This is a genomic window from Aeromonas sp. S13(2024) (genome assembly GCF_041402405.1).
Lineage (GTDB): Bacteria > Pseudomonadota > Gammaproteobacteria > Enterobacterales > Aeromonadaceae > Aeromonas > Aeromonas veronii.
This window is the reverse complement of the sequence record NZ_JBGLRA010000003.1, coordinates 1-26212: the sequence shown is the minus strand read 5'-3', so window position 1 is coordinate 26212 and position 26212 is coordinate 1. Positions and strand designations below refer to the sequence as shown.

Annotated in this window: 22 protein-coding genes; 7 read left to right on the top strand and 15 right to left on the bottom strand. The window is 57.8% G+C overall.

Annotated elements, in window-relative coordinates:
* Positions 1 to 247: 247 nt before the first annotated feature.
* The 3 genes from ACB042_RS05880 to manA all read right to left on the bottom strand — a co-directional run bounded on the left by ACB042_RS05880 (position 248) and on the right by manA (position 6365).
* Positions 248 to 2140: a PTS fructose transporter subunit EIIC gene (locus tag ACB042_RS05880; RefSeq protein WP_371178027.1), complete on the bottom strand. Its 1893-nt coding sequence runs from the start codon at positions 2138 to 2140 to the stop codon at positions 248 to 250.
* A 523-nt stretch (positions 2141 to 2663) separates the two neighbouring features.
* Positions 2664 to 4304, bottom strand: coding sequence for a methyl-accepting chemotaxis protein (locus tag ACB042_RS05875; RefSeq protein ID WP_371178026.1), 1641 nt, complete (start codon positions 4302 to 4304; stop codon positions 2664 to 2666).
* An 861-nt stretch (positions 4305 to 5165) separates the two neighbouring features.
* Complete coding sequence (gene manA / locus ACB042_RS05870) at positions 5166 to 6365, bottom strand: mannose-6-phosphate isomerase, class I (RefSeq protein WP_371178025.1); 1200 nt, start codon at positions 6363 to 6365, stop codon at positions 5166 to 5168.
* 129 nt (positions 6366 to 6494) lie between these two features.
* On the opposite strand from manA, the gene ACB042_RS05865 reads away from it, so the two are divergent.
* Together ACB042_RS05865 and icd are read left to right on the top strand one after the other, a co-directional pair.
* On the top strand, positions 6495 to 7370 hold the full coding sequence (locus ACB042_RS05865) for an AraC family transcriptional regulator (RefSeq protein ID WP_252412228.1): 876 nt from the start codon (positions 6495 to 6497) through the stop codon (positions 7368 to 7370).
* Positions 7371 to 7526: 156 nt separating this feature from the next.
* On the top strand, positions 7527 to 8780 hold the full coding sequence (icd, locus tag ACB042_RS05860; protein ID WP_204483122.1) for an NADP-dependent isocitrate dehydrogenase: 1254 nt from the start codon (positions 7527 to 7529) through the stop codon (positions 8778 to 8780).
* A 72-nt stretch (positions 8781 to 8852) separates the two neighbouring features.
* Here the strand turns inward: icd and ACB042_RS05855 are convergent, their stop codons facing one another.
* From ACB042_RS05855 to dsdX, 3 genes are all read right to left on the bottom strand, one after another.
* Complete coding sequence (locus ACB042_RS05855) at positions 8853 to 9029, bottom strand: hypothetical protein (RefSeq protein WP_005337712.1); 177 nt, start codon at positions 9027 to 9029, stop codon at positions 8853 to 8855.
* 308 nt (positions 9030 to 9337) lie between these two features.
* A complete protein-coding gene (locus tag ACB042_RS05850; protein WP_371178024.1) occupies positions 9338 to 10669 on the bottom strand; it encodes a D-serine ammonia-lyase in 1332 nt (443 codons plus the stop codon).
* A gap of 16 nt (positions 10670 to 10685) precedes the next feature.
* A complete protein-coding gene (gene dsdX / locus ACB042_RS05845; RefSeq protein WP_279486856.1) occupies positions 10686 to 12023 on the bottom strand; it encodes a D-serine transporter DsdX in 1338 nt (445 codons plus the stop codon).
* 222 nt (positions 12024 to 12245) lie between these two features.
* Between dsdX and dsdC the strand changes: the two genes are divergently transcribed.
* The gene (gene dsdC / locus ACB042_RS05840) at positions 12246 to 13190 is read left to right on the top strand and encodes a DNA-binding transcriptional regulator DsdC (RefSeq protein ID WP_371178023.1); all 945 of its coding nucleotides are present in this window, start codon (positions 12246 to 12248) and stop codon (positions 13188 to 13190) included.
* A 152-nt stretch (positions 13191 to 13342) separates the two neighbouring features.
* Here dsdC and ACB042_RS05835 read toward each other — a convergent pair whose 3' ends face one another.
* From ACB042_RS05835 to ACB042_RS05825, 3 genes are all read right to left on the bottom strand, one after another.
* Positions 13343 to 13519 (bottom strand): hypothetical protein, encoded by a 177-nt coding sequence (locus tag ACB042_RS05835; protein WP_005337704.1) that lies wholly within the window; start codon positions 13517 to 13519, stop codon positions 13343 to 13345.
* A gap of 311 nt (positions 13520 to 13830) precedes the next feature.
* Positions 13831 to 14280 (bottom strand): C40 family peptidase, encoded by a 450-nt coding sequence (locus ACB042_RS05830; protein ID WP_005337703.1) that lies wholly within the window; start codon positions 14278 to 14280, stop codon positions 13831 to 13833.
* A 191-nt stretch (positions 14281 to 14471) separates the two neighbouring features.
* Positions 14472 to 15380, bottom strand: a complete 909-nt coding sequence (locus tag ACB042_RS05825) for a hydrogen peroxide-inducible genes activator (protein ID WP_005337702.1) — start codon at positions 15378 to 15380, stop codon at positions 14472 to 14474.
* A gap of 146 nt (positions 15381 to 15526) precedes the next feature.
* Here ACB042_RS05825 and ACB042_RS05820 point away from each other — a divergent pair, with 146 nt between their 5' ends.
* Positions 15527 to 16129 (top strand): peroxiredoxin C, encoded by a 603-nt coding sequence (locus ACB042_RS05820; RefSeq protein ID WP_005337701.1) that lies wholly within the window; start codon positions 15527 to 15529, stop codon positions 16127 to 16129.
* A 248-nt stretch (positions 16130 to 16377) separates the two neighbouring features.
* Here the strand turns inward: ACB042_RS05820 and ACB042_RS05815 are convergent, their stop codons facing one another.
* The 6 genes from ACB042_RS05815 to ACB042_RS05790 all read right to left on the bottom strand — a co-directional run bounded on the left by ACB042_RS05815 (position 16378) and on the right by ACB042_RS05790 (position 22574).
* On the bottom strand, positions 16378 to 17343 hold the full coding sequence (locus tag ACB042_RS05815) for an alpha-L-glutamate ligase-like protein (RefSeq protein ID WP_005337700.1): 966 nt from the start codon (positions 17341 to 17343) through the stop codon (positions 16378 to 16380).
* 3 nt (positions 17344 to 17346) lie between these two features.
* A complete protein-coding gene (locus ACB042_RS05810; RefSeq protein ID WP_005337699.1) occupies positions 17347 to 18885 on the bottom strand; it encodes an inactive transglutaminase family protein in 1539 nt (512 codons plus the stop codon).
* 3 nt (positions 18886 to 18888) lie between these two features.
* Positions 18889 to 19677 carry an ATP-dependent zinc protease gene (locus tag ACB042_RS05805; RefSeq protein ID WP_371178022.1) on the bottom strand — a complete coding sequence of 263 codons (789 nt, stop codon included), beginning with the start codon at positions 19675 to 19677 and terminating at the stop codon, positions 18889 to 18891.
* A gap of 52 nt (positions 19678 to 19729) precedes the next feature.
* Positions 19730 to 20707, bottom strand: a complete 978-nt coding sequence (cmoB, locus tag ACB042_RS05800) for a tRNA 5-methoxyuridine(34)/uridine 5-oxyacetic acid(34) synthase CmoB (RefSeq protein ID WP_201950298.1) — start codon at positions 20705 to 20707, stop codon at positions 19730 to 19732.
* Positions 20704 to 21450 carry a carboxy-S-adenosyl-L-methionine synthase CmoA gene (gene cmoA / locus ACB042_RS05795; protein WP_371178021.1) on the bottom strand — a complete coding sequence of 249 codons (747 nt, stop codon included), beginning with the start codon at positions 21448 to 21450 and terminating at the stop codon, positions 20704 to 20706. Before cmoA ends, cmoB begins: the two co-directional genes overlap by 4 nt.
* A 275-nt stretch (positions 21451 to 21725) precedes the next feature.
* The gene (locus tag ACB042_RS05790; protein WP_371178020.1) at positions 21726 to 22574 is read right to left on the bottom strand and encodes a DUF72 domain-containing protein; all 849 of its coding nucleotides are present in this window, start codon (positions 22572 to 22574) and stop codon (positions 21726 to 21728) included.
* A gap of 162 nt (positions 22575 to 22736) precedes the next feature.
* On the opposite strand from ACB042_RS05790, the gene ACB042_RS05785 reads away from it, so the two are divergent.
* From ACB042_RS05785 to ACB042_RS05775, 3 genes are all read left to right on the top strand, one after another.
* Entirely contained in the window at positions 22737 to 22988 is a 252-nt protein-coding gene (locus ACB042_RS05785; RefSeq protein ID WP_005337686.1) for an FmdB family zinc ribbon protein, read from the top strand.
* A 32-nt stretch (positions 22989 to 23020) separates the two neighbouring features.
* Positions 23021 to 24787, top strand: coding sequence for an aspartate--tRNA ligase (aspS, locus tag ACB042_RS05780; protein ID WP_005337684.1), 1767 nt, complete (start codon positions 23021 to 23023; stop codon positions 24785 to 24787).
* 102 nt (positions 24788 to 24889) lie between these two features.
* Positions 24890 to 25630: a YebC/PmpR family DNA-binding transcriptional regulator gene (locus ACB042_RS05775; protein ID WP_005337681.1), complete on the top strand. Its 741-nt coding sequence runs from the start codon at positions 24890 to 24892 to the stop codon at positions 25628 to 25630.
* Positions 25631 to 26212 lie beyond the last annotated feature (582 nt).

The following is a 26212-nucleotide window of genomic DNA, read 5'->3' as shown; positions in this document are numbered from 1 at the left end:
CAAAGGGCGGGGTTATGGCGGCGTTACAGTCACGCCAGTATGGGTCTTGATCATAAGGCCGCGGATAATAGCAGATCCGTGCCGGGGGCGTTAGCCAATCTGTTCGTTGACATCTGAACGATGGGCCACAACAGCGTGCGGTTGCACTCTGAGGTAAACAGGAGTGGACTCCCTAATGATGAGTTGCCCGGCAGGCAACGAAAAGGGGCCCGCGATGGGCCCCTTGTACTGGTTGGTCTGACTGCTATCAGGCGGCGTTTGCCTTGTTGCCCAGCGTGCGGGCCAGCAGCGCTTCTGGGTTGTGGATCGCCTCCTTGGTTTTCACGTCGATGACCTCGATATCGGTGAAGCGCTCGCGGTTCTTGATCGCCACGTCATGGGCGAAGATGACGCAGCGGGCGTTGGCGACATCCTTGGCGGTGATGCGGTTGATGATGCCGTTGGCGCCCTGGGTCTCGACCTTGATCTTGATCCCCTGTTTGGCGGCGGCCTTTTGCAGGCTCTTGGCGGCGAGGAAGGTGTGGGCCACACCGGACGGGCAGGCGGTGATGGCCAGTACGTCCGCTTCCCCTTCCCCTTCAATCACCTGATAGTCGCTATCTGTGGTGGTGACCTCTTCCTCTTCACTCACCGGTTTTTTCAGAATGTTGACGATGATGGCAGTGGTCAGGGCGCCGAGGATGGTGCCCAGGATGTAACCCATCTTGCCTTCAACAACCGGCAGGACAATCCAGCCACCCCAGGGGGCGTGGTTGATACTGTGCATCATGAAGCCGGTGATGTTGCCGACGATGCCGCCTGCGACGATGGCCGGGATAACACGCATGGGGTCAGCAGCGGCAAACGGGATGGCCCCTTCACTGATACCGATCATGCCCATGATGGCGGCCGCTTTGCCGGATTCACGCTCCTCTTTCTTGTAACGCTTCGGAGACATGAAGGTCGCCAGTGCCATACCCAGCGGCGGCACACAGATGGCGATGCCGACACCGCCCATCAGCCAGGGCTGGGTGTTGACCTGAGTCTGGGCAAACAGGGTCGCAACCTTGTTGACCGGGCCGCCCATATCGAAGGCAGTCATACCACCCAGAATGGCACCCAGCATCACTTTACCGGAGCCCGCCATGCTGGAGAGCCAGTAGTTCATCCCTTCCATCATGGCGGCGATCGGGGCGCCGATCCCCCACATCACGATGCCACACACTAGGAATGTACCGATCAGCGGATAGATGAAGATGGAACCGAGGGAGGTCATGGAGTCAGGCAGCTTGATCCGCTTGAGTTGATTGACCACGAAACCTGCGATAAAGCCCACCAGAATGGCGCCGAGGAAACCGGTTTGATAGTGCTGAACGGCAATCCAGGAGCCGATCATGCCCGGGGCTAGGCCCGGCTTGTCAGCCAGCGAGTAGGCGATGTAGCCACCCAGTACTGCGGTAAACAGGGTCAGACCGGCGATACCCATAGTCGCCATGTCTTTGAGGAAGCCCGCTTCCGGTACGGCGCCCTTGCCGCTCATCATCACCGACAGGGAGAGCAGCACACCGCCCGCCACGATGAAGGGGATCATGTGGGAAGTACCAAACAGCAGGTGCTGCTTCATGGTATTGAGGCGATCCTTGAAGGTGCGATCGGTGGGTTCAACCGGAGCAGAGGCCTCCGGTTTGGCGGCTGGCGCCGGTTTTTCCGCTTTCGGGCCTTGCTTGAGCAGAGTCAGGGCTTGCTCGACGGTAGTGGCCGCTTTCATCTGCTCGATAAAGCCCGGCTCCAGCAGACGGGTAGAGAGCTCGGCCAGCACTTCGATGTGGTGGTTGGCGCCGCCATCCGGGGAGGCGATCATGAAGATCAGCTGGGTCGGCTTGCCATCTTCGGCGCCGTACTCGATACCTTGGCGGCTGACACCGATGGCAATGGCCGGACGACTGACCGCCTTGCTCTTGGCGTGGGGCAGGGCGACACCCTGCTCGAAGCCGGTGCAGTCCAGCTGCTCGCGGGCCCAGATATCCTTGACGAATTGCTGTTGATCAGACACGGCGCCATCGCGCGCCAGCATCTGTGCCATCTCGTCGAATAGAGCCTCCTTGCTGGTGGCCTTCAACTCCAGGCAGATTAGTCTGCCGTTGGTCATGGTGGGTAACATATTACTCTCCTGGCTCCGTTGCCGAGCCGCATGATGGGGGGAACAATTGACCTGGATATTGTTCTCCCGTTGGCGCGGTGCCGAAATCGGACAAATGTGCCGTTTACTGGATTTTTGTGCTGTGAAAGTCGCCATGTGACTCAGCTCGCATATCATCATAAAAGCCAACTCATACCGATGCTTTATTTTTTTTAAATAAAAACAATGAATTATGAATTGATCTTGCTACTTACATGAGTGCAACGAAAAGGTTTCGCCTTCGGAGGTATGGAGATTTGTGTGCTGCTTTGAGGGCGGAAAATGTGAAGGTGCTGGCAAAACGCGTTGAGAGAACAATCAGAAAGAGGGAGGGCTGCTCTTGATGTGAGTTAATCCATCTACTGATCACTTGTTATGTGCAGCATGGGTGTCTTCGGGTTTTGTATGGTTCCTTGTTTGACAAAGCCCGCCACTTTTATGAATGGCGGGCTGTTTAGTGCTTCAGCCTTATTGAGCTGATTAATGAGGGGAGGAGAATCGGGTGTTATGTCCGAAACTTGCGTACAACCTCTTGCAGTTGTGTTGCCAACAGGTTGAGGTCGTTGCAAGCCTGAGCCATTTGTTTGGCGCCGGTCGCCACCTCTTCCGAGGCATTGCTGATGTTGACTACATTGCGATTGAGCTCCTCGCTTACCGCCCCCTGCTCTTCAGTTGCGGTGGCAATCTGAATATTCATGTGGGAGATACTGTTAACCGAGCTGCTTATTTCGGCAATAGAGGCTCCCGCTTCGCGAGCAGTGTGGACCGTCTCGGACATCATATCCTGACTCTGTTGCATGGTGACGCCCGCTTCGTTAGCACGCTGCTGCAGTTCGGAGATGATGTGGTTGATCTGGGAAGTGGAGTCTTGGGTTCGTTTGGCCAGAGTGCGGACTTCATCTGCAACTACGGCGAAACCACGACCTTGTTCACCGGCTCGGGCTGCCTCGATTGCCGCATTCAGTGCCAGCAGGTTGGTTTGCTCGGCAATCCCCTGAATGACTTCAAGCACCATGCCGATATTTCGGCTGTCATCACCCAGCTGGCGGATCACCAGAGCAGTCTCTTCGATGGCGGTAGCCACCTTTTCAATCCTGCCGATTGAGTCATTGACGGTCTCACTGCCTTGTGCGGCTGTGTCGCTGGCCGACGTCGCTGCGCTGGCGGCGTCGTTGGTGTTGCGGGCCACCTCCTGTACCGTGGCTTGCATCTCGTTCATGGCTGTGGCCAGCTGATTGAGCTCATGCTGCTGGGCGCCCATGTTGTTGGCCGATTGCTGTGCCACCGCGCTGATCTCTTCGGCGGCCGCGCCCAGCTGCACTACCGAGCTGGAGACCTCGTTGACCAGCATGCGCAGATTGGACTGCATCTCGTTGAACCCCTCAGCCAGCTTACCCAGCTCGTCATGGGAGAATTGCTTCATGTCGAGTTGGCTGGTGAGGTTGCCTGCCGCCACCTGGCGGGTCTGCTCCAGCAGGGTCATCACAGGATTGCGGATCTGCCGGATCAGCAGCCAGGCCACAATAACGACGAACAGCAAGGTTAGCGCACCGACTGTAGTGCTCAGCAGTTTTGCCCGTTCATAGGAAGCCTCACTCTGCTTGGTCAGCAGGTTGGCGACCCGATCGTTCTCCTTGCGCAGCTCCAGACCATCCTGTCCTGCCTGCTCGAGGGCTGCACGAGATTCGTTTTTGATCAGCGACTGCACCTTGGCAATATCTCCCTGCCGTATGGCTGTTTCCAAGTCACCATGGGCTGAAAAATATTTGGCTGCTGCAGTTTTCAGCTCTGCAAACATGTTGCGATCTCGCTCCGACACAAAAGGCATCGATCCATACCGTTGCTCGGCGGCCATGTACTGACTCTTTGCCGCTTCGAAAGACTGTGTGCTGCTGTTGAGGGAGTCGAGATCCTTGCCCAGTGCATCTATCACCATATTCAGTTCGGCACGGCGCGCGTCCAGCAAGGACACATGCATCTGGCTGGATGCCCGGATGGAGGGAACGATATTGTCGCTGACCTCACTGGCGTCACGGTAAATATTGGAGAGTTGTAAAGTGGCAAACCAGGCAAAACCCAGCATCAACAAAGCGAGAGTGGTAAACGCCATGGTCAGCTTTTGCCCAATTGTCATTTTTGTCAGCATATATCCTCTTTTATCTATTTTTGTCAGGGGATCTTTGTGTGAAATTTATAGCGGCGAATAGATGTGATACCTTAAAAATAAATCAAATAAAAGAGATCTTAATCACAGAGGGTATTTAAGGTTTATTTCTTTACTGCAATGAGGTTTGGCTGGCATATCAAAAAATAAATATCAAATCTCTCATTATCCTGCCTTTAAATTGATTGGATTGTCAGTTAATGCGGCCTGGCTTTTTTACGGATTACGTCAATTTAAAGTAGAGTTAAAAGTAAATCTGTTTATATATCAGTGTTTTAATTTTGATTTCTTATGCTGTTATTCTCAGCAAAGATCGAATGGTCTGCTTGGAATTAAATTATAGAACGACTAAAAAATAGGGCCGCATCTCGAAAATTCAAAATAGATTCCTTTCATTTTCATTACCAATGGTTCTGTATGACTACGTGTGCCAAATGTTTACAGACCGAATGATGATGGCTGGGGAAAGGTTTAATGGCGATGCATCTATGTGCTGTTTTAGCTTTCATCAGGGGGTGAAAATAGTAGAGAGTAGAGTTGTTATTTTTATTGCCTCCATTTTCGGATACTCAGAGTGTCGCCGTTGCTTGTGCAGGCTGGAATTTTCTTCGTATCAGCAGACCCAGTCATCTGCATCAGGGGTGCGCCAAGCTCAGGCGACAAACCTGTGGAGCTGGTTGTGGGCAGGATGCAGTCAGGGATGGGCTTCAGAGCGAGATGCCTGAAGGAAAGTAGGCATAAGAGAGCAGTAGAGATACAGACTGACTTGACTGGTAGGCCATATTGCTCTGTTGGGAGGGGGAGGCATCTTCCCCCTCCAACGAGAGTCGGCTCTTATGTTGATTAGCAGCGGTTGCCGGCGCGGGCGACCCGCCCTTCGGCCAGCAGTTGATAATTGCCAGTCGCTGCAGGAATAAAGGCAGATTGCCCCTTTTCCAAACGCAGTGACTGTTCGCCCTGCTTGAGGGTCACTGTGTCATCGATGGCAAACAGGATCTCGGCGCTGGCAGTGGTGAGCTGATGCTCGCCAGCTGGGTAGACGCTGAAAGTGAAGTCAGGTACCGGCACGTCGAAGTGCTGTACCGCGCCATCACAGCGGGGGGCCAGCAGGATCTGGTCATCCGGTTTGGCCTGGCAGCGCGTGCAGTCCAAGAGCTCTGCCACATCGATGTATTTGGGGGTGAGGCCGGCGCGCAGCACGTTGTCCGAGTTGGCCATGATCTCGAGACCCGTGCCGCGCACATAGGCGTGCGGGGTACAGGCATCGAGGAACATCGCCTGACCGGGCTCAAGCGTCACCACGTTGAGCAGCAGCGGCGAGAAGAGGCCCACATCTCCCGGGTACTGGGCCGCCAGACTGGTGATGAGGGCAAACGTCTCCTCATCCTGATGGGCGGCGGCATAGGCCAGCAGCCCTTCCAACGCCTCGTCCTTACGCGCCCCTTCCAGTACCAGCAGCTGGTGGAAGAAGTGCTGCAGGCCCGCTTCATTCTGGCTGGCGGCAAGGGCTGCGGTCAGATCGGCGATGGCCGCCAGATTGACCCGCTCGAACAGTGCCAGAATGGCGGGAATGGCGCGAAAGCCGTTCATCGCCTGATAGGGGGTGAGGGCAAAGACCAGCTCCGGCTTATGGTTCGGGTCCTTGTAGTTGCGATTGCTCGCCTTGATATCGATGCCTGCGGCCTCCTCTTTGGCAAAGCCCGCTTCGGCCTGAGCCTTGCTCGGGTGCACCTGAATGGAGAGAGCCTTCTCGGCACACAACACCTTGAACAGGAACGGCAGGCTGCCAAAACGGGCGAAGGTGGCCTCACCCAGCGCGGCGGCCGGGGCCCGGTCGATCACCGAAGAGAGCTTTTGCACACTGCCCGCCAGCGTTACCTCGGAGCAGCCGTTGGGATGGGCGCCCATCCACAGCTCGGCCTGGGGTTTGCCTTGTGGGTTGGGAATGCCAAACAGGGTGGTGAGGGAGTCATGACTGCCCCAGTCATAGCCTTGAATCGGGTTTTGCATCAACAGAAAGGAGGGCAGATCGCTACTGCTCATAAGGGACGCCTCGTCTAGTTTGAAGAAAATCGGGTGCAGAAAAGGGTGGCATTACTGCTGTGGACCGGACTATAACATGGGCGGTCGTGCGCGCCGCAACCGCTTGCCTCTCTCTTGATCAGGATCACCATGTCTCTCATCTTCAGCCAACTGCTCGACGGAGCCCTGAGCGAACAGGTTCCATTTGACCAAATCTGGTTTGCCAGTGAACAGGGGGTGCCACCCGGTTTCAGCTATCAGGTCAACTTTCCCCGCCTCGAGCTGGTCTTTAGCGGCGAGTATCTCAACCAAATTTGGGACAGGGAGGAGGGGGTCAGAGAGATCAGTGTATTGCCGGGACAGGCGCTCTATATCCCTCCCAACGGCTGGAACAAGCCGCTCTGGACCACCGACTGCTCGGTGCTGAGCCTGCTGTTTGGCAAACGCCAGCTGGGGTTCAGCCTGGTGAGCAAGCGCCGTGAAGATCCCGATTTCTTCGATGTGCAAAAGCACAGCATCATGGCGCGGGCGGGCCATGTGATCGAACACATTTTGGCGGCGCTGAACGTACTGACCGAGGATCCCGGTCGCTCCCCCACCGATGATCACCTGCTGCAGGCCCTGCTGGCGAGTGCCCGTCAGCTGTTGCTGGAGTCCGCCACGGATCGGCCACGGGGGGCAGAGCTCTTTCACGGGATCTGCATCTATATCCAGGAGAACTTTCACCGTCCCATCACCCGTGACTCCATTGCCCACCGCTTCAACGTTTCAGCCAGCCATCTCTCCCACCTGTTCCGCGAGCAGGGTCATATGCGCCTTGCCGATTACATCAGCTGGGTGCGGATCGATCGGGCCAAATTCATGCTGAAAAAGTACCGCTTTCGTCTTGAAGAGGTGGCCAGTCGCTGCGGTTACAGTGACGTGAACTACTTCTGCCGGGTGTTCAAACAGAAGACCGGCTTGACCCCTTCCCAGTACCGTTCCCTGAGTCAGCCGCAGGCGGCGGCCAGCGAGCTGGAGGGATAACGGGGCTGGGTCGGGAAGGCGTGGTGACGGCGCACTGGCGGGTGGCTACCTCTTTGGTCTGACATGCTTTCTTGTCGTTTTATTATGAAAATGAATGGGCTAAGATGGCCGCGCGCAACAAACAAGTTGATAACAAACGGAAGTTAGGAGATGCCGATGGAAAGTAAAGTAGTAATCCCGACCCAAGGTCAGAAAATCACAGTCGATGCCAACGGCAAGCTGCAGGTTCCCAACCATCCGATCATTCCGTTTATTGAAGGGGATGGCATCGGTGTTGACGTAACCCCGGCCATGTTGAATGTGGTGAATGCTGCGGTCGAGAAAGCCTACAAGGGCGAGCGCAAGATCGCCTGGATGGAGATCTATACCGGCGAGAAATCGACTCATGTCTATGGCGAAGGTGCCTGGCTGCCGGCCGAAACCCTGGATTTCATTCGTGAATATTGCGTGGCCATCAAGGGCCCGCTGACCACGCCGGTCGGTGGCGGTATTCGCTCCCTCAACGTAGCCCTGCGTCAGGAGCTGGATCTCTACATCTGCCTGCGCCCGGTGCGTTACTACGACGGCACCCCGAGCCCGGTGAAACGTCCTGATCTGACCGACATGGTGATCTTCCGCGAAAACGCCGAAGACATCTACGCCGGCATCGAGTGGAAGGCCGACAGTGCCGAAGCGGACAAGGTGATCGCCTTCCTGCAAAACGAGATGGGCGTGAAGAAAATTCGCTTCCCCGAGTCCTGTGGTATCGGCATCAAGCCGATGTCCAAGGCCGGTACCGAGCGTCTGGTGCGTGCCGCCATCGAGTATGCCATCGACAACGATCGTGACTCCGTGACTCTGGTGCACAAGGGCAACATCATGAAGTTCACCGAAGGTGCCTTCAAGGATTGGGGCTATGCCCTGGCCCAGAACGAGTACGGTGCCCAGCTGATCGATGGCGGCCCATGGTGCTCCTTCAAGAACCCGAAAACCGGCAAGACCATCGTCATCAAGGATGTCATCGCCGACGCCTTCCTGCAGCAGATCCTGCTGCGCCCGGCCGAGTATGACGTCATCGCCTGTATGAACCTCAACGGCGACTACATCTCCGACGCGCTGGCCGCTCAGGTAGGCGGTATCGGTATCGCGCCGGGTGCCAACATCGGTGACGGTGTGGCCCTGTTCGAGGCGACCCACGGTACTGCACCTAAGTATGCCGGTCAGGACAAGGTCAATCCGGGCTCCCTGATCCTCTCCGCCGAGATGATGCTGCGCCACATGGGTTGGGTTGAAGCGGCCGATCTCATCATCAAGGGCATGGAAGCGGCGATCCGCAACAAGACCGTCACCTATGACTTCGAGCGTCTGATGGAAGGGGCCACCCTGCGCTCCTGCTCCCAGTTTGCTCAGGACATGATCGACCAGATGTAATCTGCTGCTTGCCAGAAACGCAAAACCGGCGCCATGTGCGCCGGTTTTTTTATCGCGAAAGAGTGCAGGTGCTTATTGCGCCTGCTCTACGTGTTGCTGATAGCGTTGCTGCCATTTGCTGGTTTCTGCTTCATCACCCTGGGCCTTCCAGAAGGCGCAGATGGTGTTGGCAAGTTCCGAAGCCATCGCGTGATCTCCGTCACGTCGGCTCATCAGATAATCTCCCAGCCAGCTTTGATATTGTTTCATTACCCGATCTCCTTATCTCATGTGCCCTTGAGGGTGCCCACCTTGACGGGAGCCTGTCGGCTCATCCTGGGGGGAACATCATCAGGCATGATGGTGCAAAGTCACGACCCGGGCAGAGAGCCCGATGGGCAATCTGGCGGCGAACGTGACGCGAGATGTCAAAAAATGAGCGCCATTTTAGCACAAACTGACCAACTTGGGGAAATTGTCGCCATGGACTGCGACAGAACAGCCCCATCCCCTTGTTCCCACAACAGAAAACCCGCCGTGATGGCGGGTTGATTTGCAGATAAATGTGGCAAAACAGCCTAGATCTTGGCGCTGGCCAGGTACTTTGCCATCTCTTCGGCGGGCACCATGCCACCGCCGGTGGCCCACACCAGATGTGTGGCCTGTGCCATGGTTGCGGCATCGAAACCTCGCACGGTGAGCCACTCGGGATGGGCTGCCACCCGCCACGGGCCGGCCATACCAGCCAGAGCGGAGGGCTCGAGTGTGATCAGCTCATCGCGCGCCAGCAGTCCGAGCAGGTCATACATCTCCTGATCGCTCAGGGTGTAGAAGCCATCGAGCAGTCGTTCCATGGCGCGGCCGACGAAGCCGGAGGCGCGACCTACCGCGAGGCCGTCGGCTGCGGTGAGGTTATCGATGCCCAGATCCTGCACCGCAATGGCATCGTGCAATCCGGTGTGGACCCCCAGCAACATGCAGGGGGAGTGAGTGGGCTCGGCGAAGAAGCAGTGGACGTTGTCTCCGAACGCGAGCTTGAGACCAAAGGCCACGCCGCCCGGGCCGCCACCCACGCCGCAAGGCAGGTAGACAAACAGCGGGTGGTCGGCATCTACCTTGATGCCCATCTGGTCGAACTGCTTTTTCACCCGCTCGCCCGCCACCGAGTAGCCGAGGAACAGGGTGCGGGAGTTCTCGTCGTCGATAAAGAAGCAGTTGGGATCGCGCTCGGCCTCTTTGCGTCCCTGTTCCACTGCCACCCCGTAATCTTCGGCATATTCGACCACGATGACGCCGTGTTCGCGCAGCTTGCGCTTCTTCCACTCCCGCGCATCGGCTGACATGTGGACGGTGACGGTAAAGCCGAGCTTGGCGCTCATGATGCCGATAGACATGCCGAGGTTGCCGGTGGAGCCCACTGCGATGCTGTACTGGCTGAAGAACTGGCGAAACTCGTCGCTGAACAGTTTGCGGTAGTCATCCTCTTCCCGCAGCAGACCAGCCTTGATCGCCAACTGTTCGGCGTGAGTCAGCACCTCGTAGATACCGCCACGGGCCTTGATGGAGCCTGAGATGGGCAGGTGGCTGTCTTTTTTCAGCAGTAGTCGACCGGTGACCTCGACCCCGTAGCGCTGGTTGAGCGTAGCTTGCATCGCCGGAATAGCGGCGATCTCGGACTCCAGGATGCCGTTGCTGGCGCGGGTCTCGGGGAAGGCCTCGCACATGTAGGGGGCAAAGCGGGCCAAGCGGGCGGAAGCGTCTGCCACATTGCGGTTATCGAGCCCCACATAGGGCAGACCGGCAGCCAGAGTGGTGGTGTTGGGGTTGAACCAGGTGACTGGCTCAAGCGCGATCAGGGATTGCACCAGTGGAAATTGCGCTGTGAGCTGTTGGACGTCGATGTTTTTCATAGTGTTCTCGGTCTTGTTACACGATAAAGGAGAGCAGGAAGGTACCGGCCAGCGCCATCAGGGAGGCGACCAAGGTGGCGGTGGTGTAGTACTTGAGCGTTTCGTTCAGGGTGGCGCCGCAATACTGCTTGACCAGCCAGAACAGAGAGTCAGTCACCATGGTGCAGCCAATAGCACCGGAGCCGATGGCCAGGGTCATGATCTCCGGGCTGATATCCGGGTAGTGCGCCATGATGGGGGAGACGATGGCAGTGGCGCCCATCATGGCGACGGTGGCGGAGCCCACGGCAGCGTGCAGCACGATGGCCACCAGCCAGGCCAGCAGAATCGGGTGCATATCCAACTGGGAGAGGATAGTGGCCAGACTATCGCCCAGCCCGCTTGCCTTGAGCACCCCGTTGAAGGCGCCGCCCGCACCGATGATGAGCAGGATATTGGCGATGGAGGAGAAGCACTCCTCGGTCTTGTTGAGCAACCCCTCCATCTTCATCTGCTGGCGGATCCCCAGCACGTAGTAGGCGGTGAAGGCGGCGATAAACATGGCGGTGATGGGGTTGCCGATAAACTCCAGCACGGTGTAGAGGTGGCTGGCATGCTCCATATTGAGCTCGGCGACCGTCTTGGCCAGCATCAGCATGATGGGCAGCAGCACGGTAAAGAGCGAGGCGCTTAAGGTCGGGAGAGTTGCCTCATCGCGGGCCTTGATGTCGGCAAAGGCAGCGGGTACCTCCTTGAATGGAATCCGGTTACCCAGCAGCTTGAGGAACAGCGGACCGCCCACCAGCGAGGCAAAGAGGCCGACCGCGAGGCCATAGACGATGACCGAGCCGACGTCAGCCCCCAGCTGATTGGTGACGTAAAGGGCTGCCGGGTGGGGCGGCACTATGCAGTGCACGGCCATCAGGGCGGTGCAGAGCGGAATGGCCAGCTTGAGCAGCGAGGTTCTGGTCTTGCGGGCGATGGAGAAGGCCAGCGGAATCAGCAGCACCACCCCGACTTCGACAAACAGTGTGATGCCGCACACCAGACCCACCAGCACCATGATGACCTGAGGCGAAAGCCAGCGGCATCTCTGCAGGGCGAGACCGATGCGCTCTGCAGCCCCCGACACCTCCATCATCTTGCCAAGTATGGTGCCAAGACCGATGACGGCGGCGAGAAAGCCTAGCGTGCCGCCAATGCCATCTTCCATGGCGCTGACCATCTTGAGGGGCTCCATCCCCATCAGGGTGCCGACATAGAAGCTGGCCAGCAGCAGGGCAAGGAAAGGATGCACCTTGCCCTTCACTATGGTGACCACGATAAGAACGATGCTACTTAGCAAGGTAGCGATGACCCATACCTCTGAACTCATACTGCGCCTCGACATCTGTTGTGTGTGATTGTTTATGCGCTATTGAATGAAAATGAGGCGGGGCTGACAAATGATGAAATCGACCACTTGGGTGAACTGAGGTGATTCAAAGGCGCTACATTGGTCACAATTTATCGAAATCACACTCTTTGGGTCTTTTGGTTTCATCCTGAAGGTGGCCTGTAGGTGTATCATCGGCGGCCATTGCGAAGAGGGGGATGAATGTATAACGGGGATAATTACATATCGCGCAACAAGCTGCTGAGCGGCTACCAGCTGGCCAAGCTGCACACCTTCGAGGCAGCCGCCCGCCACGGATCCTTTGCCATGGCAGCTGATGAATTGTCGCTGAGTCCCAGTGCCGTGAGTCACCGGATCAGCGCGCTGGAAGAGGAGCTGGGGTTCAAGCTCTTTGAGCGTTTTCACCGCAAGGTGGTACTGACGGCGGATGGGCAGCGGGTGTTCTGGGCGCTCAAATCTTCGCTGGAGTTCATCAATCAGGAGATCCTGGAGATCAAGAATCAGGAGCTCTCCGGTACCCTGACCATCTATTCGCGTCCCTCCATCGCCCAGTGCTGGCTGGCGCCCAGGTTGGCGGATTTCTCCCGCCTGCATCCGCAGATCGAGCTCAATATCATCACCGGTAACGAGAACATCAACCTGCATGGTTATGGCATCGATTTGACCCTCTATTTCGATGAGAAGAGCCCGGAGCGGCTTGCCATCCACCCGCTGATGGATGAGTTCATGCTGCCGGTCTGCAGCCCGGAATATGCCGAGCAGCACGGGCTTGTCGGCAATCCCGCCAACTTGTCCTTGTGCCGTCTGCTTCATGATCGGCAGGCATGGGGATTTGACTCGGATACCGATGAATGGAGCTGCTGGGCTCGCCACGCCGGGGTCAGCCTCGAGGCATGTCAGCTGAGCATGGGTTTTGATCGTTCGGATCTCGCCATCATCGCCGCCATGAATCACGCCGGGATCGCCATGGGGCGCAAGAATCTGGTGAGCAAGCGACTGGCACAGAACGAGCTGGTGGCCCCTTTCCCCGGCTTGGAGATCAAGTGCGAGCAGCGTTATTACATGGCGACCCTGCCCAATCGGGCGTGTCCCAAGATCCAGGCCTTTATCGACTGGGCGCAGGAAATGGCTGCCGAGATGGAATGAGCTGCGGTTGTCAGGCGAGAGACCAAAATGAAGGCGGCAACATGCGAGTTAACGGAGGTAGCGGTTTAACATGGCGGGAAAATAGGAGAGGGGGTCAGCGGAATAGCCTTGCTGCCAACACCGGGTGGCTGGCAGCAAGGCAACGGTCGGGATCAGGTGGTCTTTTCCAGATGGTTCTGGTAAATCTGCTGCCACTTGTCCAGTTCGTTTTCATCACCCTGCTGCTGCCAGAACTCGCAGATGGAACTCGCCATCTCGCATGCCATGGCGTGGTCACCGTCACGGCGACTCATCAGGTATTGCCCCAGCCAGCTTTGATACTGTTTCATTGCACGATCTCCTTATCTATTTAACCCTTGATACTGCAGCTGTGGGCCACCCGTCCGGCAGTGTTGCGCCACACTCCACTTTCGCCGCGCGTTGCTTGTTATCGCCGCGCTTGTTGTCAATCAGGACAGAGAGCGTATGAGAAAAAGGCGAAAGTGTTAAAAATTGGCCACCACCTTATCACAAAATGGTGTGATATGCAGGCTTTGGGGCCAATTGAGTTATAAGCGCGGGTTGTGTGTCCCGACATCGCGACAGGGATTGACGGAGAGTATCGGCACGCAACTTGTGCCGCAAGCTGGCGTGTGGCCGGCTACTGGGTCACCCGACGTGCCTGCCAGTAGCGACTGTTCCAGTAGACGTTGTCGAGGCGGGAGCGGATCACTCCCTTGCTGGTGGAGGCGTGAATAAACTCGCCGGCACCTGTGTAGACCCCCACATGGTACTGTTGCCAGCCGGTTTTGAAGAAGACCAGATCCCCGTGTTGCAGCCGGTAGCGATCCACCGGTTTGCCAATGCTGGCCTGAGATTCGGTGGTTCTTGGCAGGTTGAAGCCCAGCACCTGACTGTAGGCGAGCTGGGTGAAGGCGGAGCAGTCTAGCCCGGCGCGGCTGGCGCCGCCCATGCGGTAGGGAACACCGCGCCACTGTTGGTAGAAGCCATCAAAGGCACTGCTCTGCCGGGGGGCCGGAGGCGGCTCCGGCGTGCTGGAACAGGCGGCCAGCAGCAGAGTCAGCAGGGATAGCAGCAGCTTGCGATACATCGGGCTCTCTCCACGGACGGGTCTACCAAACGAGACATTTATCGAGCGCCATGTCCTGCCAAATCGTTCTGGCGGTAGGGGGCGCGACAACTTTTCCATCATAAACAGGGATCTGGCTCCAGACCTAGTCTCCGAGAGGAAAAATGTGGCGGGGAACTGAAAAACGCCAACCCGAGGGCTGGCGTTTGTTGTCACTCGTTGTGGCTGATCAGCGGTTTAAGCAGCTCGGCCAGTTTGTAGAAGGTCTGTACCCGGGTGGTGCTAGGGCGCCAGACCAGCCCAATCTCGCGATAGGAGGTCTCTCCCGGCAGCGGGATGGCCACCAGATCGGAGTTGGCAAGAATGCCGGCATCGATGGCCATCTGCGGCAGGAAGGTGGTGCCAAGACCCGCTTCCACCATCTGCACCAGGGTGTGCAGGCTGGTGGCGGCAAACGGGTTGATCTTGCTCTTGTCCCGCAGGCGGCAGGCGCTCACTGCGTGCTCGGTGAGGCAGTGCTCCCGCTCCAGCAGGAAGATGCTCTGGTTGGGCAGCTCCTTGTAGTCGAACGGGGTATGCAGACCGGCCGCCATGCTGGCGGGCATCACCATGTGGAACGGATCCTGACCGACGGTCTTGCAGTGAAATCCACCTATCTCGATGGGCAGGGCGAGGATCAGCAAGTCGAGCTGACCCTGTTCCAGCTGCTTGAGCAGATTGCTGGTGGTGTCTTCACGCAGCAACAATTCGAGGTCAGGATAGGTTTTGCTGCACTCTTTCAGCAGCTTGCTCAGCAAGAAGGGGGCGATGGTGGGAATGCAGCCAAGACGTACCGTCCCCTGCATCACGCCGCCCTGATGTTGCCCGAGCTCCATGAGATCCCGTGCATCGGAGAGCAAATTGCGAGCGCGCTCGACGATTTCCATGCCGACCGGGGTCATAATGAAGCTCTTGTGGTCCCGCTCCACCAGTTGCAGGTTCATCATGTCCTCCAGCGTCTGGATCCCGGTACTCAGGGTCGACTGGCTGACATGACAGGCCTTGGCGGCGCGGTTGAAGTTCTTGTGCTCATCGAGAGCGACCAGATATTGCAGCTGTTTGAGGCTGGGCCAACGTTGCATAGAAAAACCCGATTAATGCTATCTATTTAATTTGATTTAACTAATCTACCACCGGGTCTATAGTTTGTCGCTTGAATTAGATGGACTTGGCTCTAGGTAGCCCAATCCTCACCGGATTGTTCACTTCACATAAAGAGGAATTGAATATGGTATTGGTAGGCCGTCCCGCACCCGATTTTACCGCCGCAGCTGTTCTGGGTAATGGCGAGATCGTTGATTCATTCAACCTGTCATCCCACATCAAAGGCAAAGCTGCCGTTGTCTTCTTTTATCCGCTCGATTTCACCTTCGTCTGCCCGTCCGAGCTGATTGCCTTCGATCACCGTTATGAAGAGTTCCAGAAGCGTGGCGTGGAAGTGATCGGTGTTTCCATCGATTCCCAATTCTCCCACAATGCATGGCGCAACACCAAAGTGGAAGATGGCGGTATCGGTCAGGTCAAGTACCCGCTGATCGCCGACGTGAAACACGAAATCTGCAAAGCCTATGACGTTGAGCATCCGGAAGCCGGCGTGGCGTTCCGTGGCTCCTTCCTGATTGACAAGAACGGTGTCGTTCGCCATCAGGTTGTCAACGATCTGCCGCTGGGCCGCAACATCGACGAGATGCTGCGCATGGTCGATGCCCTGCAATTCCACGAAGAGCACGGCGAAGTGTGCCCGGCTCAGTGGGAAAAAGGCAAAAAAGGTATGCAAGCCTCTCCGGACGGCGTTGCCAAATACCTGTCCGAGAATGCTGACTCCCTGTAATCGGGTCGTATTCTCCTTGAAGAACCGGCGTCTTGGCGCCGGTTTTTTTATACCTGAGATTTATCCATCCCCTGACATTGCGGTCACACTCTTCTCACTCCATCGCTATTCCAAGCAGCCGTTCGCTGGCGTACTCGTTGTTTCGAAATGAGGTGCTGCCCCTATGGCTGGATGGGGGATATGCCGACAGACAAACATGAGCCATAAAAAAGCGCGCCATAGGCGCGCTCAGTTCACAAGCGGAGGAGCTATTCCTCAAAGATCCCGAAGTGATCCTTGGCGAAATTGACCCGCTGCTCCACGTTCATCTTCACCTGCCCCAGCTTCTCGATGGTCTTGAGATTGGGCACCAGGCCGCGACCGTTGGCGATCTGGATGGCAAGACCGGGACGGGCGTTGAGCTCCAGCAGCATGGGGCCGCGGAACTTGTCCAGCACCATGTCGGTGCCGATATAGCCCAGACCCGACATCTCGTAGCAGGAGGCGGCGAGGGTGAGCAGGGTATCCCAGTGTGGGACCTTGAGCTCATAGAGGTCGAGGCCGGTATCCGGATGGTGGCGCAGCGGATTGCCAAACTGCACTGCCCGCAGGGCACGACCGGTACGCAGGCACAGACCCACCCCCACAGCGCCCTGGTGCAGATTCGCCTTGCCGTCGGAGGCGGCGGTGGAGAGGCGCATCATCGCCATCACCGGGAACCCCTTGAAGATGATGACCCGGGCATCGGGTACCCCTTCAAAAGAGTAGCCGTCGAACACATCATCAAAGTTGATGAGGCCTTCCACCAGTGCCACGTCGGGCTTGCCGCCGAGGGAATAGAGCCCCGCCAGAATGTTGGAGACATGGCGCTCCAGATCCTGACCGTTGGAGGCGCTGCCGTTGGGTTTATAGAAGAGGCCATCTTCCTGACGCAGGATCACCAGGATCCCCTTGCCGCCCGAGCCACGAGCTGGCTTGATGCAGAAGCCCGGCCAATCTTTTACCAGCTCGGTGATGCGACCCACATCGTGCTGGGCACGGATGGTACCGATCAGCTCAGGCACGGTAACCCCTGCATCCAGCGCAATTTGCTTGGTCTGCAGCTTGTCATCCACCAGCGGATAGAGGCTGCGCGGATTGTAGCGGCTGATGTAGGAGTGGTTGCGCTTGTTCATGCCGAGGATGCCTGATTGGGACAGGCTCCACGGGGTGGTGTATTTTTCCCAGAACCACATCGGTTACTTGTCCTTACCCGGGGTGACGCCAGATTTCATCTCGTCCACCAGCGGCTTGAAGCGCTTCAATTCGCTCAGCTTGTAGCCGGTGTAGTTACCCATCAACAGCACGGTCGCCATCAGCACCAGCTGCAGGCCGAGGAAGTTGAAGGTGAGGTGACGAATAAGCTCGTTATCCATAGCCAGATAGGCGATGACGGCAACCAGCAGAGAGCCGCCGCCCTGGCGGAACACCTCTTTCGGGCCCTCTTCTTCCCACAGGATGGACATCCGTTCGATGGTCCAGGAGAGGATGATCATCGGGAAGAAGGTGATCTTCATGCCGTCGGTCAGCCCCAGCTTGAAGGCGAACGCGGAGAAGATACCTATCATTGAGATAACCATGATGATGATGGCCGATATTCGGGCGACCAGCAGCAGGTTAAGCCGAGACAGATAGGAGCGGATGATGAGACCGGTGCCGACGATCAGCAGGAAGCCGATGAGACCGGTGACCAGCGAGGTCTGGATAAAGGCGACCGCGATCAGCACCGGCATAAAGGTACCTGAGGTCTTGATCCCCACCAGCACCCGCAGGAACACCACCATCAGCACGCCGATCGGGATCAGCAGCAAGCCCTTGAACAGGGTCTGCTCTTCCAGCGGCAGGCTGTGGATGGAGAAGTTCATCATCTCTGATTTTTCGAACTTCTGCGCCAGTGCCACGCTGACCGGCTGCTCCTGTTCGATCATCGAGAAGCTGACACGGGAGTTGTGACCACCGGTTACGTCCAGCAGGGCGCCGGAGTTGTATTCCCACAGCAGCAGGTTGGCCGGACGACCCTGTTCACCGGTTTGCGGGTTGAACAGCTTGTAGTCGGTCGGACTGTTGAATACCTGCAGGTAATCCACCAGCTCCTGACGACGGCGGCCATCTTCCAGATTCAGGGCATGCACCACGCGGGTCGGCACGTCAGCATTGTTGAGCAGCTCGGCGATCAGGTTGGCGCGGCTCTTGTGCTTTTTCAGCAGCTCGGCGTTCTGCTCCTGCTTCTCGATCTCCTTGATGATCTCGCGAGTCAGGGTGTAGCCGTCGGCAGAGCGCTCCTGTGCCCGCTCGAGGATCTGCTTCATCGCGGTGGCATAAGGCTCACTCTCGATCTGCTTCTCGATGGCAGGCGGCTGCGGATTGGCGGCCGGTTTGGCGTGGGCATCCGCCATCATGTCGACGCGGTAGTAGAGCTCCTGACGGCCGGAGGCGGTGCGGATGGACCACTCGGCGCGGGCATCGCCATCTTTCTCGACAAAGGAGAGGCCGTAGCCCGGGCTGGCGGCGTTCTCGTTCATCAGGGTGAAACCGGGCTGGGTGCCCGGAATGGCCAGAGAGGCGATCACCGGCTCACCGGTCGCCTCAAACTCCAGCTTGGCTTCGATGGACCAGATCTGGCGCTTTTCACCGGGCGTCAGCGGTACATCCAACGCGATATGGTGATAGATCGTCATCCCCAGGCCGACAATGTACAGCAGGGCTACCAGCAAATAGAACGGCTTACGGGAAACCATGGATTATTTCACATCCTTGAGCTTGGGTTTGGGTTGGATATATTCGCGGGCCACATCAACCACGGCGATGTCTTTCAAAAATTCGCGACCCAGCAGCACAGGGAAGGTCATGTCGCTACGGTCTTTCAGGGTAAATTCGGCTTTCTCGGTCATGTCGCCAATGCGCACGGCCAGACGCACTACCGGACGGCGGTCCAGATCGTCGGCAGAGGCCTGACGCACCCGTACATGGCGTACCAGCGGCGCTTCGATCTGGATCTTGTCGTCTACTTCCTGATGGCTCAGGAAGAAGCGCACCCAGTTTTTGCCGTTGCGCTCGAAAATGGTGATCTCCTGCGCACTGATGGAGGAGGTGGTCGCACCGGTATCGACCCGCGCCTGGAAGGCGTCGTTGGCCGCATCAACCCAGATCCACTCGGCTTCACCGACCATCAGCTTGCCATCGATGGTGTGACCCTGATTGGGGGCCGGGCACTTCTCGGTGGGGATGGCCATCGGCTTGGGCGGCTCGGAGGGGAGGGTGGCGAGCTTGTGGTCTACTTGCTTGACGGACTCTTTCATATTGGTGACATCTGTGTTGAGCTGAACCAGCAGGTGCTGTTGCTGCACATACTGCTTCTGTTGCTGTTCCATGGATGTTTGCAGGCGTTGCTCGCTCTGGCTCAGCTCGCTACGAAGCTCGGCCAGCGTCAGAACAGGGACCTGAGGCGCTTTTTCCATATTGACACACCCGCCGAGACTAAGCAGGGAGAGCAGGGTCATTCCTTTTAATTTGCTTTTCATGTCATTCATTTAACTGTGCTTCCTGGAATTGGGTCAGTGTAACTTCCTGAATCGCCATCGGCTAGTCTTTGGCCTTGCGGGCAATCAGTACGGCACGTTTCGGCGCCGGGTGTCCTTCTACCGTGAGTGCCGGATTGTCTGGATCCAGATAGTCACTCAGGGATTCATTAATCATCCAGTCGGTACGACGCTGTTCGTCGGTGCTGGTCATATTCTCGTCTACTATCCGCACGTCGGTGAAGCCGCAGCGCTCGACCCACAGCTTGAGGGCGTGGCTTGAGGGAATAAACCAGACGTTGCGCATCTTGCCGTAACGATCGGTGGGCATCAGCACGTCGTTGACCCCGCCATCAATCACCAGCGTCTCCAGCACCAGCTCGCCATCATCTTTCAATTGATTGCGCAGCTGCTCGATGTGCTCGATGGGGGATTTGCGGTGATAGAGCACCCCCATGGAGAAGACGGTATCAAAGGCACGCAGCTCCGGCAGCTCCTGAATACCGAGCGGCAGCAGGTGGGCGCGCTGATCATTGCCTGCGAAGTGGCGAATGGCCTCGAACTGGCAGAGGAACAGCGGGCTCGGGTCGATGCCGACTGCAAGCCGAGCCCCTTCACCCACCATGCGCCAGAGGTGGTAACCGCTGCCGCAGCCCACATCCAGCACGTAACGGCCTTCGAGCGGGCTGATATGGGGCAGCACCCGATCCCACTTCCAGTCAGAGCGCCACTCGGTATCGATATGGATGCCGTGCACGGTGAACGGCCCCTTGCGCCAGGGCATGAAGTGGCGCAGCAGGCTCTCGACCTTCTTGCGCTCACCTTCGCCAAGGCTCTCGGCCGAGCCAATCTCGACCCGGCTTTTCAGCTCGATGTTGCCGGGAGCCACCTGCGGCAGCTTGTTGAGGGCGCGATTCCAGCGCGGCAGGTCGCCATGCTGGTTGTCATGTTGCCAGGCGTGCAGCTGGGCGGGCAGGGTATGCAGCCAGTGGCTCAGCCGGTTTTTGGCAATCAGTTGATAGAAATTGGCAAAGTCGATCATGGCTGGGCGTCGCTGGATTTGATGGCAATCATGGAGCCGAAGTTGAAGCACTGGAACCAGAGATCCTGATGGACGAAACCGGCATCCCGCAGACGGGCCTGATGCACCGGCAGGCTGTCGGTGCGCATCACGTTCTCAAGGGCGGTGCGTTTCTGGCTGATCTCCAGCTCGCTGTAGCCATTGGCCCGCTTGAAGTCGAGATGCAGATCGATAAGCAGCTCGTTGACCGGTTCATCTTCGAAGCGGAACTTTTCGCTCAGGATCAGGATCCCGCCCGGGCGCAGACCATCGTGAATGCGCTGGATCAGGGCGGCCCGTTTTTCTGGCTCGACAAATTGCAGAGTGAAGTTGAGCACCACCACGGAGGCGTTCTCGATCTCGATGTCGCAGATATCTGCTTCCACCAGCTCCACCGGCACCTCGGATTTGAAACCGGAGAGGTGGGCGCGGGCGCGCTCGATCATCGGATGGGAGAGATCCACCGCGGTGATGCGGCAGCCGTGCTGGCTGACATGGCGACGCATCGCCTGGGTCGCGGCGCCCAGTGAGCAGCCGAGATCATAGAGTCGGCTCTCGGGTTGGGCGTAGCGGGCGGCCATCATGCCGATGGCGGAGATGATGTTGCTGTAACCCGGCACCGAGCGCTGGATCATATCGGGAAATACGTCGACGACCTGTTCGTCAAAACAGAAGTCTCCCAATCGGGCGATCGGGGCGGCAAAAATTTGATCTTTGGTATGCATGCTGGCGCAACCTGACAGTCGGGACATCACCCGGCTGTATTGTTCAATTGAGTCGTTGGGTGACACCCATCAGAGTAGATTTATCACCTGTTTACGAACGGGGTGGCTGGTCGTGAAATCCTTTGGACCGTTCCTGTTCGTACGGGCCATGTTCCGGACCCTTACTTGGGGCGGTAGTGTAGAGGATTGATGGCCGTTTGTCTTGACGCCAGGGCTTGCCACGCCACAAAAAAGCACTTTTTTTGCAGCGAAACGATGGCCGCAGAATGGGTTGGCTAAAAGCGCAGCACTCCCTGCCGTGCGCGATCGTTTTCCCCCGGCCAGGGGGCCATCTCCTGCTCCAGCAAGCGGGTGATCTGGCGGGCCAGCTCAGGTGCCTGGGCGTTGTCGGCAGTATGTATATAGAGGTAGAGCTCTTTCCCCTCCGCGAGCCACTGGCGCCAGTGGGGGAGCCAGCTGGGTAGGAAGGGGTGATTGGCCGCCGGGTCCGGCAGGCCGATAAAGCGCACCATGGGGGCGTTGGCGGTGGCCAGCAGATGCACCGGCAGGCGCGGTTTCTTGCCCTGGGCATCGACAAGGGCTGGCGTGGTTGCTGGCACCGAGAAGAGTGGCCGGCTGTCGAGCATCACCCGGTTCACACCCTGTTCCATCAGCAGCCGGTTCAAGGCCCGCTCGGCCTCCCCCTTGGCGAAAAAGTCGGGGTGACGCACCTCGAGGGCGTAGCGAAACGCCCGCGGCAGCCGATCGATGAAGGCCGCCAGTCTGGCCAGCCCCTCTGGCCCAAAACGGGCGGGCAACTGCAGGGTGAGCAGCCCCAGCTTGTCGTGCAGCGGGGCGAGCAGGCGAATAAAGTCGGCGACTTGTTTGTCTGCGCTCACCAGATCGCTCTGGTGGCTGATGGTTTGCGGAAATTTGAAGTTGAAACGAAAGTGATCGGGCACCGCATCGGCCCAGCGCTGTACCGTATCGGGGGGCGGCAGGGCGTAGAAGGTGGTGTTGCCCTCCACCGAATTGAACACGGTGGCGTAGTGGGCGAGGTGTTCGGCAGGCTTGGCGCCAAGGCCCAGCAACTGGCCGGGCCAGCTGGGGTGGGACCACTGTGGCAGGCCCAAATAGAGGCTCATGATGGCTATTCTCTTCGCTCTTGGTGCATTCGTGCCGATTTTTTGCCCGCTTTTTGCCATCGAGTGCAAAAAACTGGCGAAAGGAGGCTGCTGGCCATTTTACCCAAAAGGGGGTTTTCCTCTATAATGCCAGCCCTTTTGTTTTTCAATTTCTTGTGACCCATGCCTATCTACGAATATCGTTGCGACGTCTGTGGCCATGAATTGGCAAAACTGCAAAAGCTTTCCGATGCCCCCCTGACCGACTGTCCGGCCTGTAGCAAGCCGAATCTGGTCAAGCTGATATCGGCGGCAGGCTTCCGGCTCAAGGGAACCGGATGGTACGAGACTGATTTCAAACCGGGTAAGAAAAAGAATCTGGCCAGCTGTGAGACAGACGGTGCTTGCCAGTCGTGCCCGGCGGCCCAAGGTTAACCGTCTCTCTACAATTTCGAAGGAAGAAGTCCATGCGCTCTATCTATTGCGGACAGGTCAATGAGGCCCATGCAGGGCAGACCATTACATTGTGCGGTTGGGTTCATCGTCGTCGTGATCTCGGCGGTCTGATCTTTATCGATATGCGCGACCGGGAAGGGATCGTTCAGGTGTTCTTCGATCCGGACAAGCCGGACGCGTTCGCCCTGGCCTCCGAGCTGCGCGGCGAGTTCTGCATCCAGGTGACCGGCGTGGTGCGCACCCGTCCCGAGTCCCAGCGCAACAGCGATATGGCCACTGGCGCCATCGAAGTGTTCGCTCACGAACTCAACATCATCAACCGTGCCGAGCCGCTGCCGCTGGACTTCAATCAGGTCAACAGCGAAGAGATCAGCCTCAAGTATCGCTACCTGGATCTGCGTCGTCCCGAGATGGCCAAGTACCTGAAGACCCGTGCCAAGGCCAGCGCCTTCGTACGCCGCTTCATGGACGAGCACGGCTTCCTCGATATCGAGACCCCGATGCTGACCAAGGCCACCCCGGAAGGCGCCCGTGACTATCTGGTGCCGAGCCGCGTGCACAAGGGCAAGTTCTACGCTCTGCCGCAATCACCCCAGCTGTTCAAGCAGTTGCTGATGATGTCCGGCTTCGATCGCTACTACCAGATCGTCAAGTGCTTCCGTGACGAAGACCTGCGTGCTGACCGCCAGCCGGAATTCACCCAGATCGACGTGGAGACCTCCTTCATGACCGCGCCGCAAGTGCGTGAAGTGATGGAAGAGATGATCCGCAAACTGTGGCTGCACATCCTGAACGTGGATCTGGGCGACTTCCCGATCATGACCTTCGACGAAGCCATGCGTCGCTACGGCTCCGACAAGCCGGATCTGCGTCTGCCGATGGAACTGGTCGATGTGGCCGATCTGCTGACTGCTGTCGAGTTCGCCGTGTTCGCGGGCCCCGCCAACGATCCGAAAGGCCGTGTGGCTGCCCTGAAAGTCCCGGGCGGTGCCGAGCTCTCTCGCAAGCAGATCGACGAATACACCAAGTTTGTCGGCATCTACGGTGCCAAGGGCCTGGCCTGGATGAAGGTCAACGAAGCGGCCAATGGTATCGAAGGCGTGCAGTCTCCGGTTGCCAAGTTCCTCTCTGACGCCATCGTGCGCGAGATCCTGGCCCGTACCGGCGCAGCCGACGGCGACATTATCTTCTTTGGCGCTGACAGCAAGAAAGTGGTCTGCGATGCCATGGGCGCCCTGCGTCTGAAAGTGGGTCGCGATCTGGGTCTGCTGGAGAACAGCTGGAAACCGCTGTGGGTCATCGACTTCCCGATGTTCGAGGAAGATGGTGAAGGTGGTCTGGCCGCCATGCACCACCCGTTCACCGCGCCGAGCAACATGAGCCCGGCCGAGCTGAAAGCCAACCCTGTGGGTGCTTACGCCAACGCCTACGACATGGTGATCAACGGCTACGAAGTGGGTGGCGGCTCTGTCCGTATCCACAACAGCGAGATGCAATCCACCGTGTTCGATATCCTGGGTATCACCCCGGCCGAGCAACGCCTGAAGTTTGGCTTCCTGCTGGATGCCCTGAAGTACGGCACCCCGCCGCACGCCGGTCTGGCCTTCGGTCTGGACCGTCTCAGCATGCTGCTGACCGGCACCGAAAACATTCGGGATGTCATCGCCTTCCCGAAAACGACCGCGGCTGCCTGTCTGATGACAGACGCCCCCAGCCTTGCCAATGCCGCCCAACTGGGTGAGCTGGCGATTGCAACCACCGTCAAGGGCGACGAGTAAGCCGATACCGGCACCGGAGGCCGCCGCCGTGCGGCCTCTGTGTTTCCCTTGGGTTAGTCATGATCAGTGTTACTGACATTTAAAAAATAACGGAGAGTCTCTATGGCAGGTCACAGTAAATGGGCCAACATCAAACACCGCAAGGCCGCTCAGGACGCCAAGCGTGGCAAGATCTTCACCAAGTTGATCCGCGAAATCACTACCTCCGCGCGTCTGGGTGATGCCGATCCGGCCAACAACCCGCGTCTGCGTGCTGCGGTGACTGCCGCCCTGACCAACAACATGACCCGCGACACCATCAACCGTGCCATTCAGCGTGGCGCCGGTGGTGGCGATGGCGAACAGCTCGAGACCATCGTGTACGAAGGTTACGGCCCGGCTGGCTCTGCCGTGATGGTAGAGTGCCTGACCGACAACCGTAACCGTACCGTAGCCGAAGTGCGTCACGCCTTCAGCAAGTGCGGTGGCAACCTGGGTACCGACGGCTCCGTTGCCTATCTGTTCAGCAAGAAAGGTCTGCTGACTTTCGTGGGCGTAGACGAAGATGCCCTGATGGATGCCGCGCTGGAAGCGGGCGCCGATGACGTGGTCACCGAAGAGGATGGCACCATCGAGGTGTACACCACCCCGAACGACTTCGGTACCGTGCTGGACGGTCTGGAAGCTGCCGGCTTCAAGGCCCAGAGCGCCGAAGTGACCATGATCCCCTCCACCGAAGCGGAGCTGGATGCCGAGACTGCACCCAAGCTGATGCGTCTGATTGACATGCTGGAAGATCTGGACGACGTGCAAGAGGTTTACCACAACGGCTCCATCTCCGATGAAGTCGCTGCGACCCTCTGATCGCTGAATCGTGCTCTCCCGATGGCAGCCTGATGGCTGCCATTTTTTTATCTTTGCATCGTGGCAACTGCTGATGTGTCGGTTGAGCAATCGGCACAACAATTCTCTTCACTGACAATCTTTCCCGCTTTCTCTGCGCATTATCATTGCTCTATTCATGCCAGTCGGTTGGCCCTGCACGTACGCCAGTCGGCAGTTCTGCTGCGTTGCGTTAGCGAGGTTCCGCTTATCCTGTTTATCACACCTTTAGCTCTTGAGATGGCGTTGACTGCTCACATCTGCCCGTCAGGGTAATTCGTTGAGGGTAGGGGATAGGAGGTGATGGAGCGTGCTCTTGTTATCACAGGTGCCCATCAATACAGAGTGACAGGTTGGGATGTTGATAGCGGATTGGCTGGGGCGAGTTGGTTGGTTGGGAAGTTAGGGGCTGCACTACCGCAATCGGCTGGAGAGAGGAGCTCTGTGATAAGTGGTGTCTAGTCCTGAAATAGGTTTACACATTTTCAACTAGCATTTCTCTACTCAGAACCCCCTATGTACCGCATCGGGGGTTCTGTATTTCAACGCATGATGCGGCCGCTC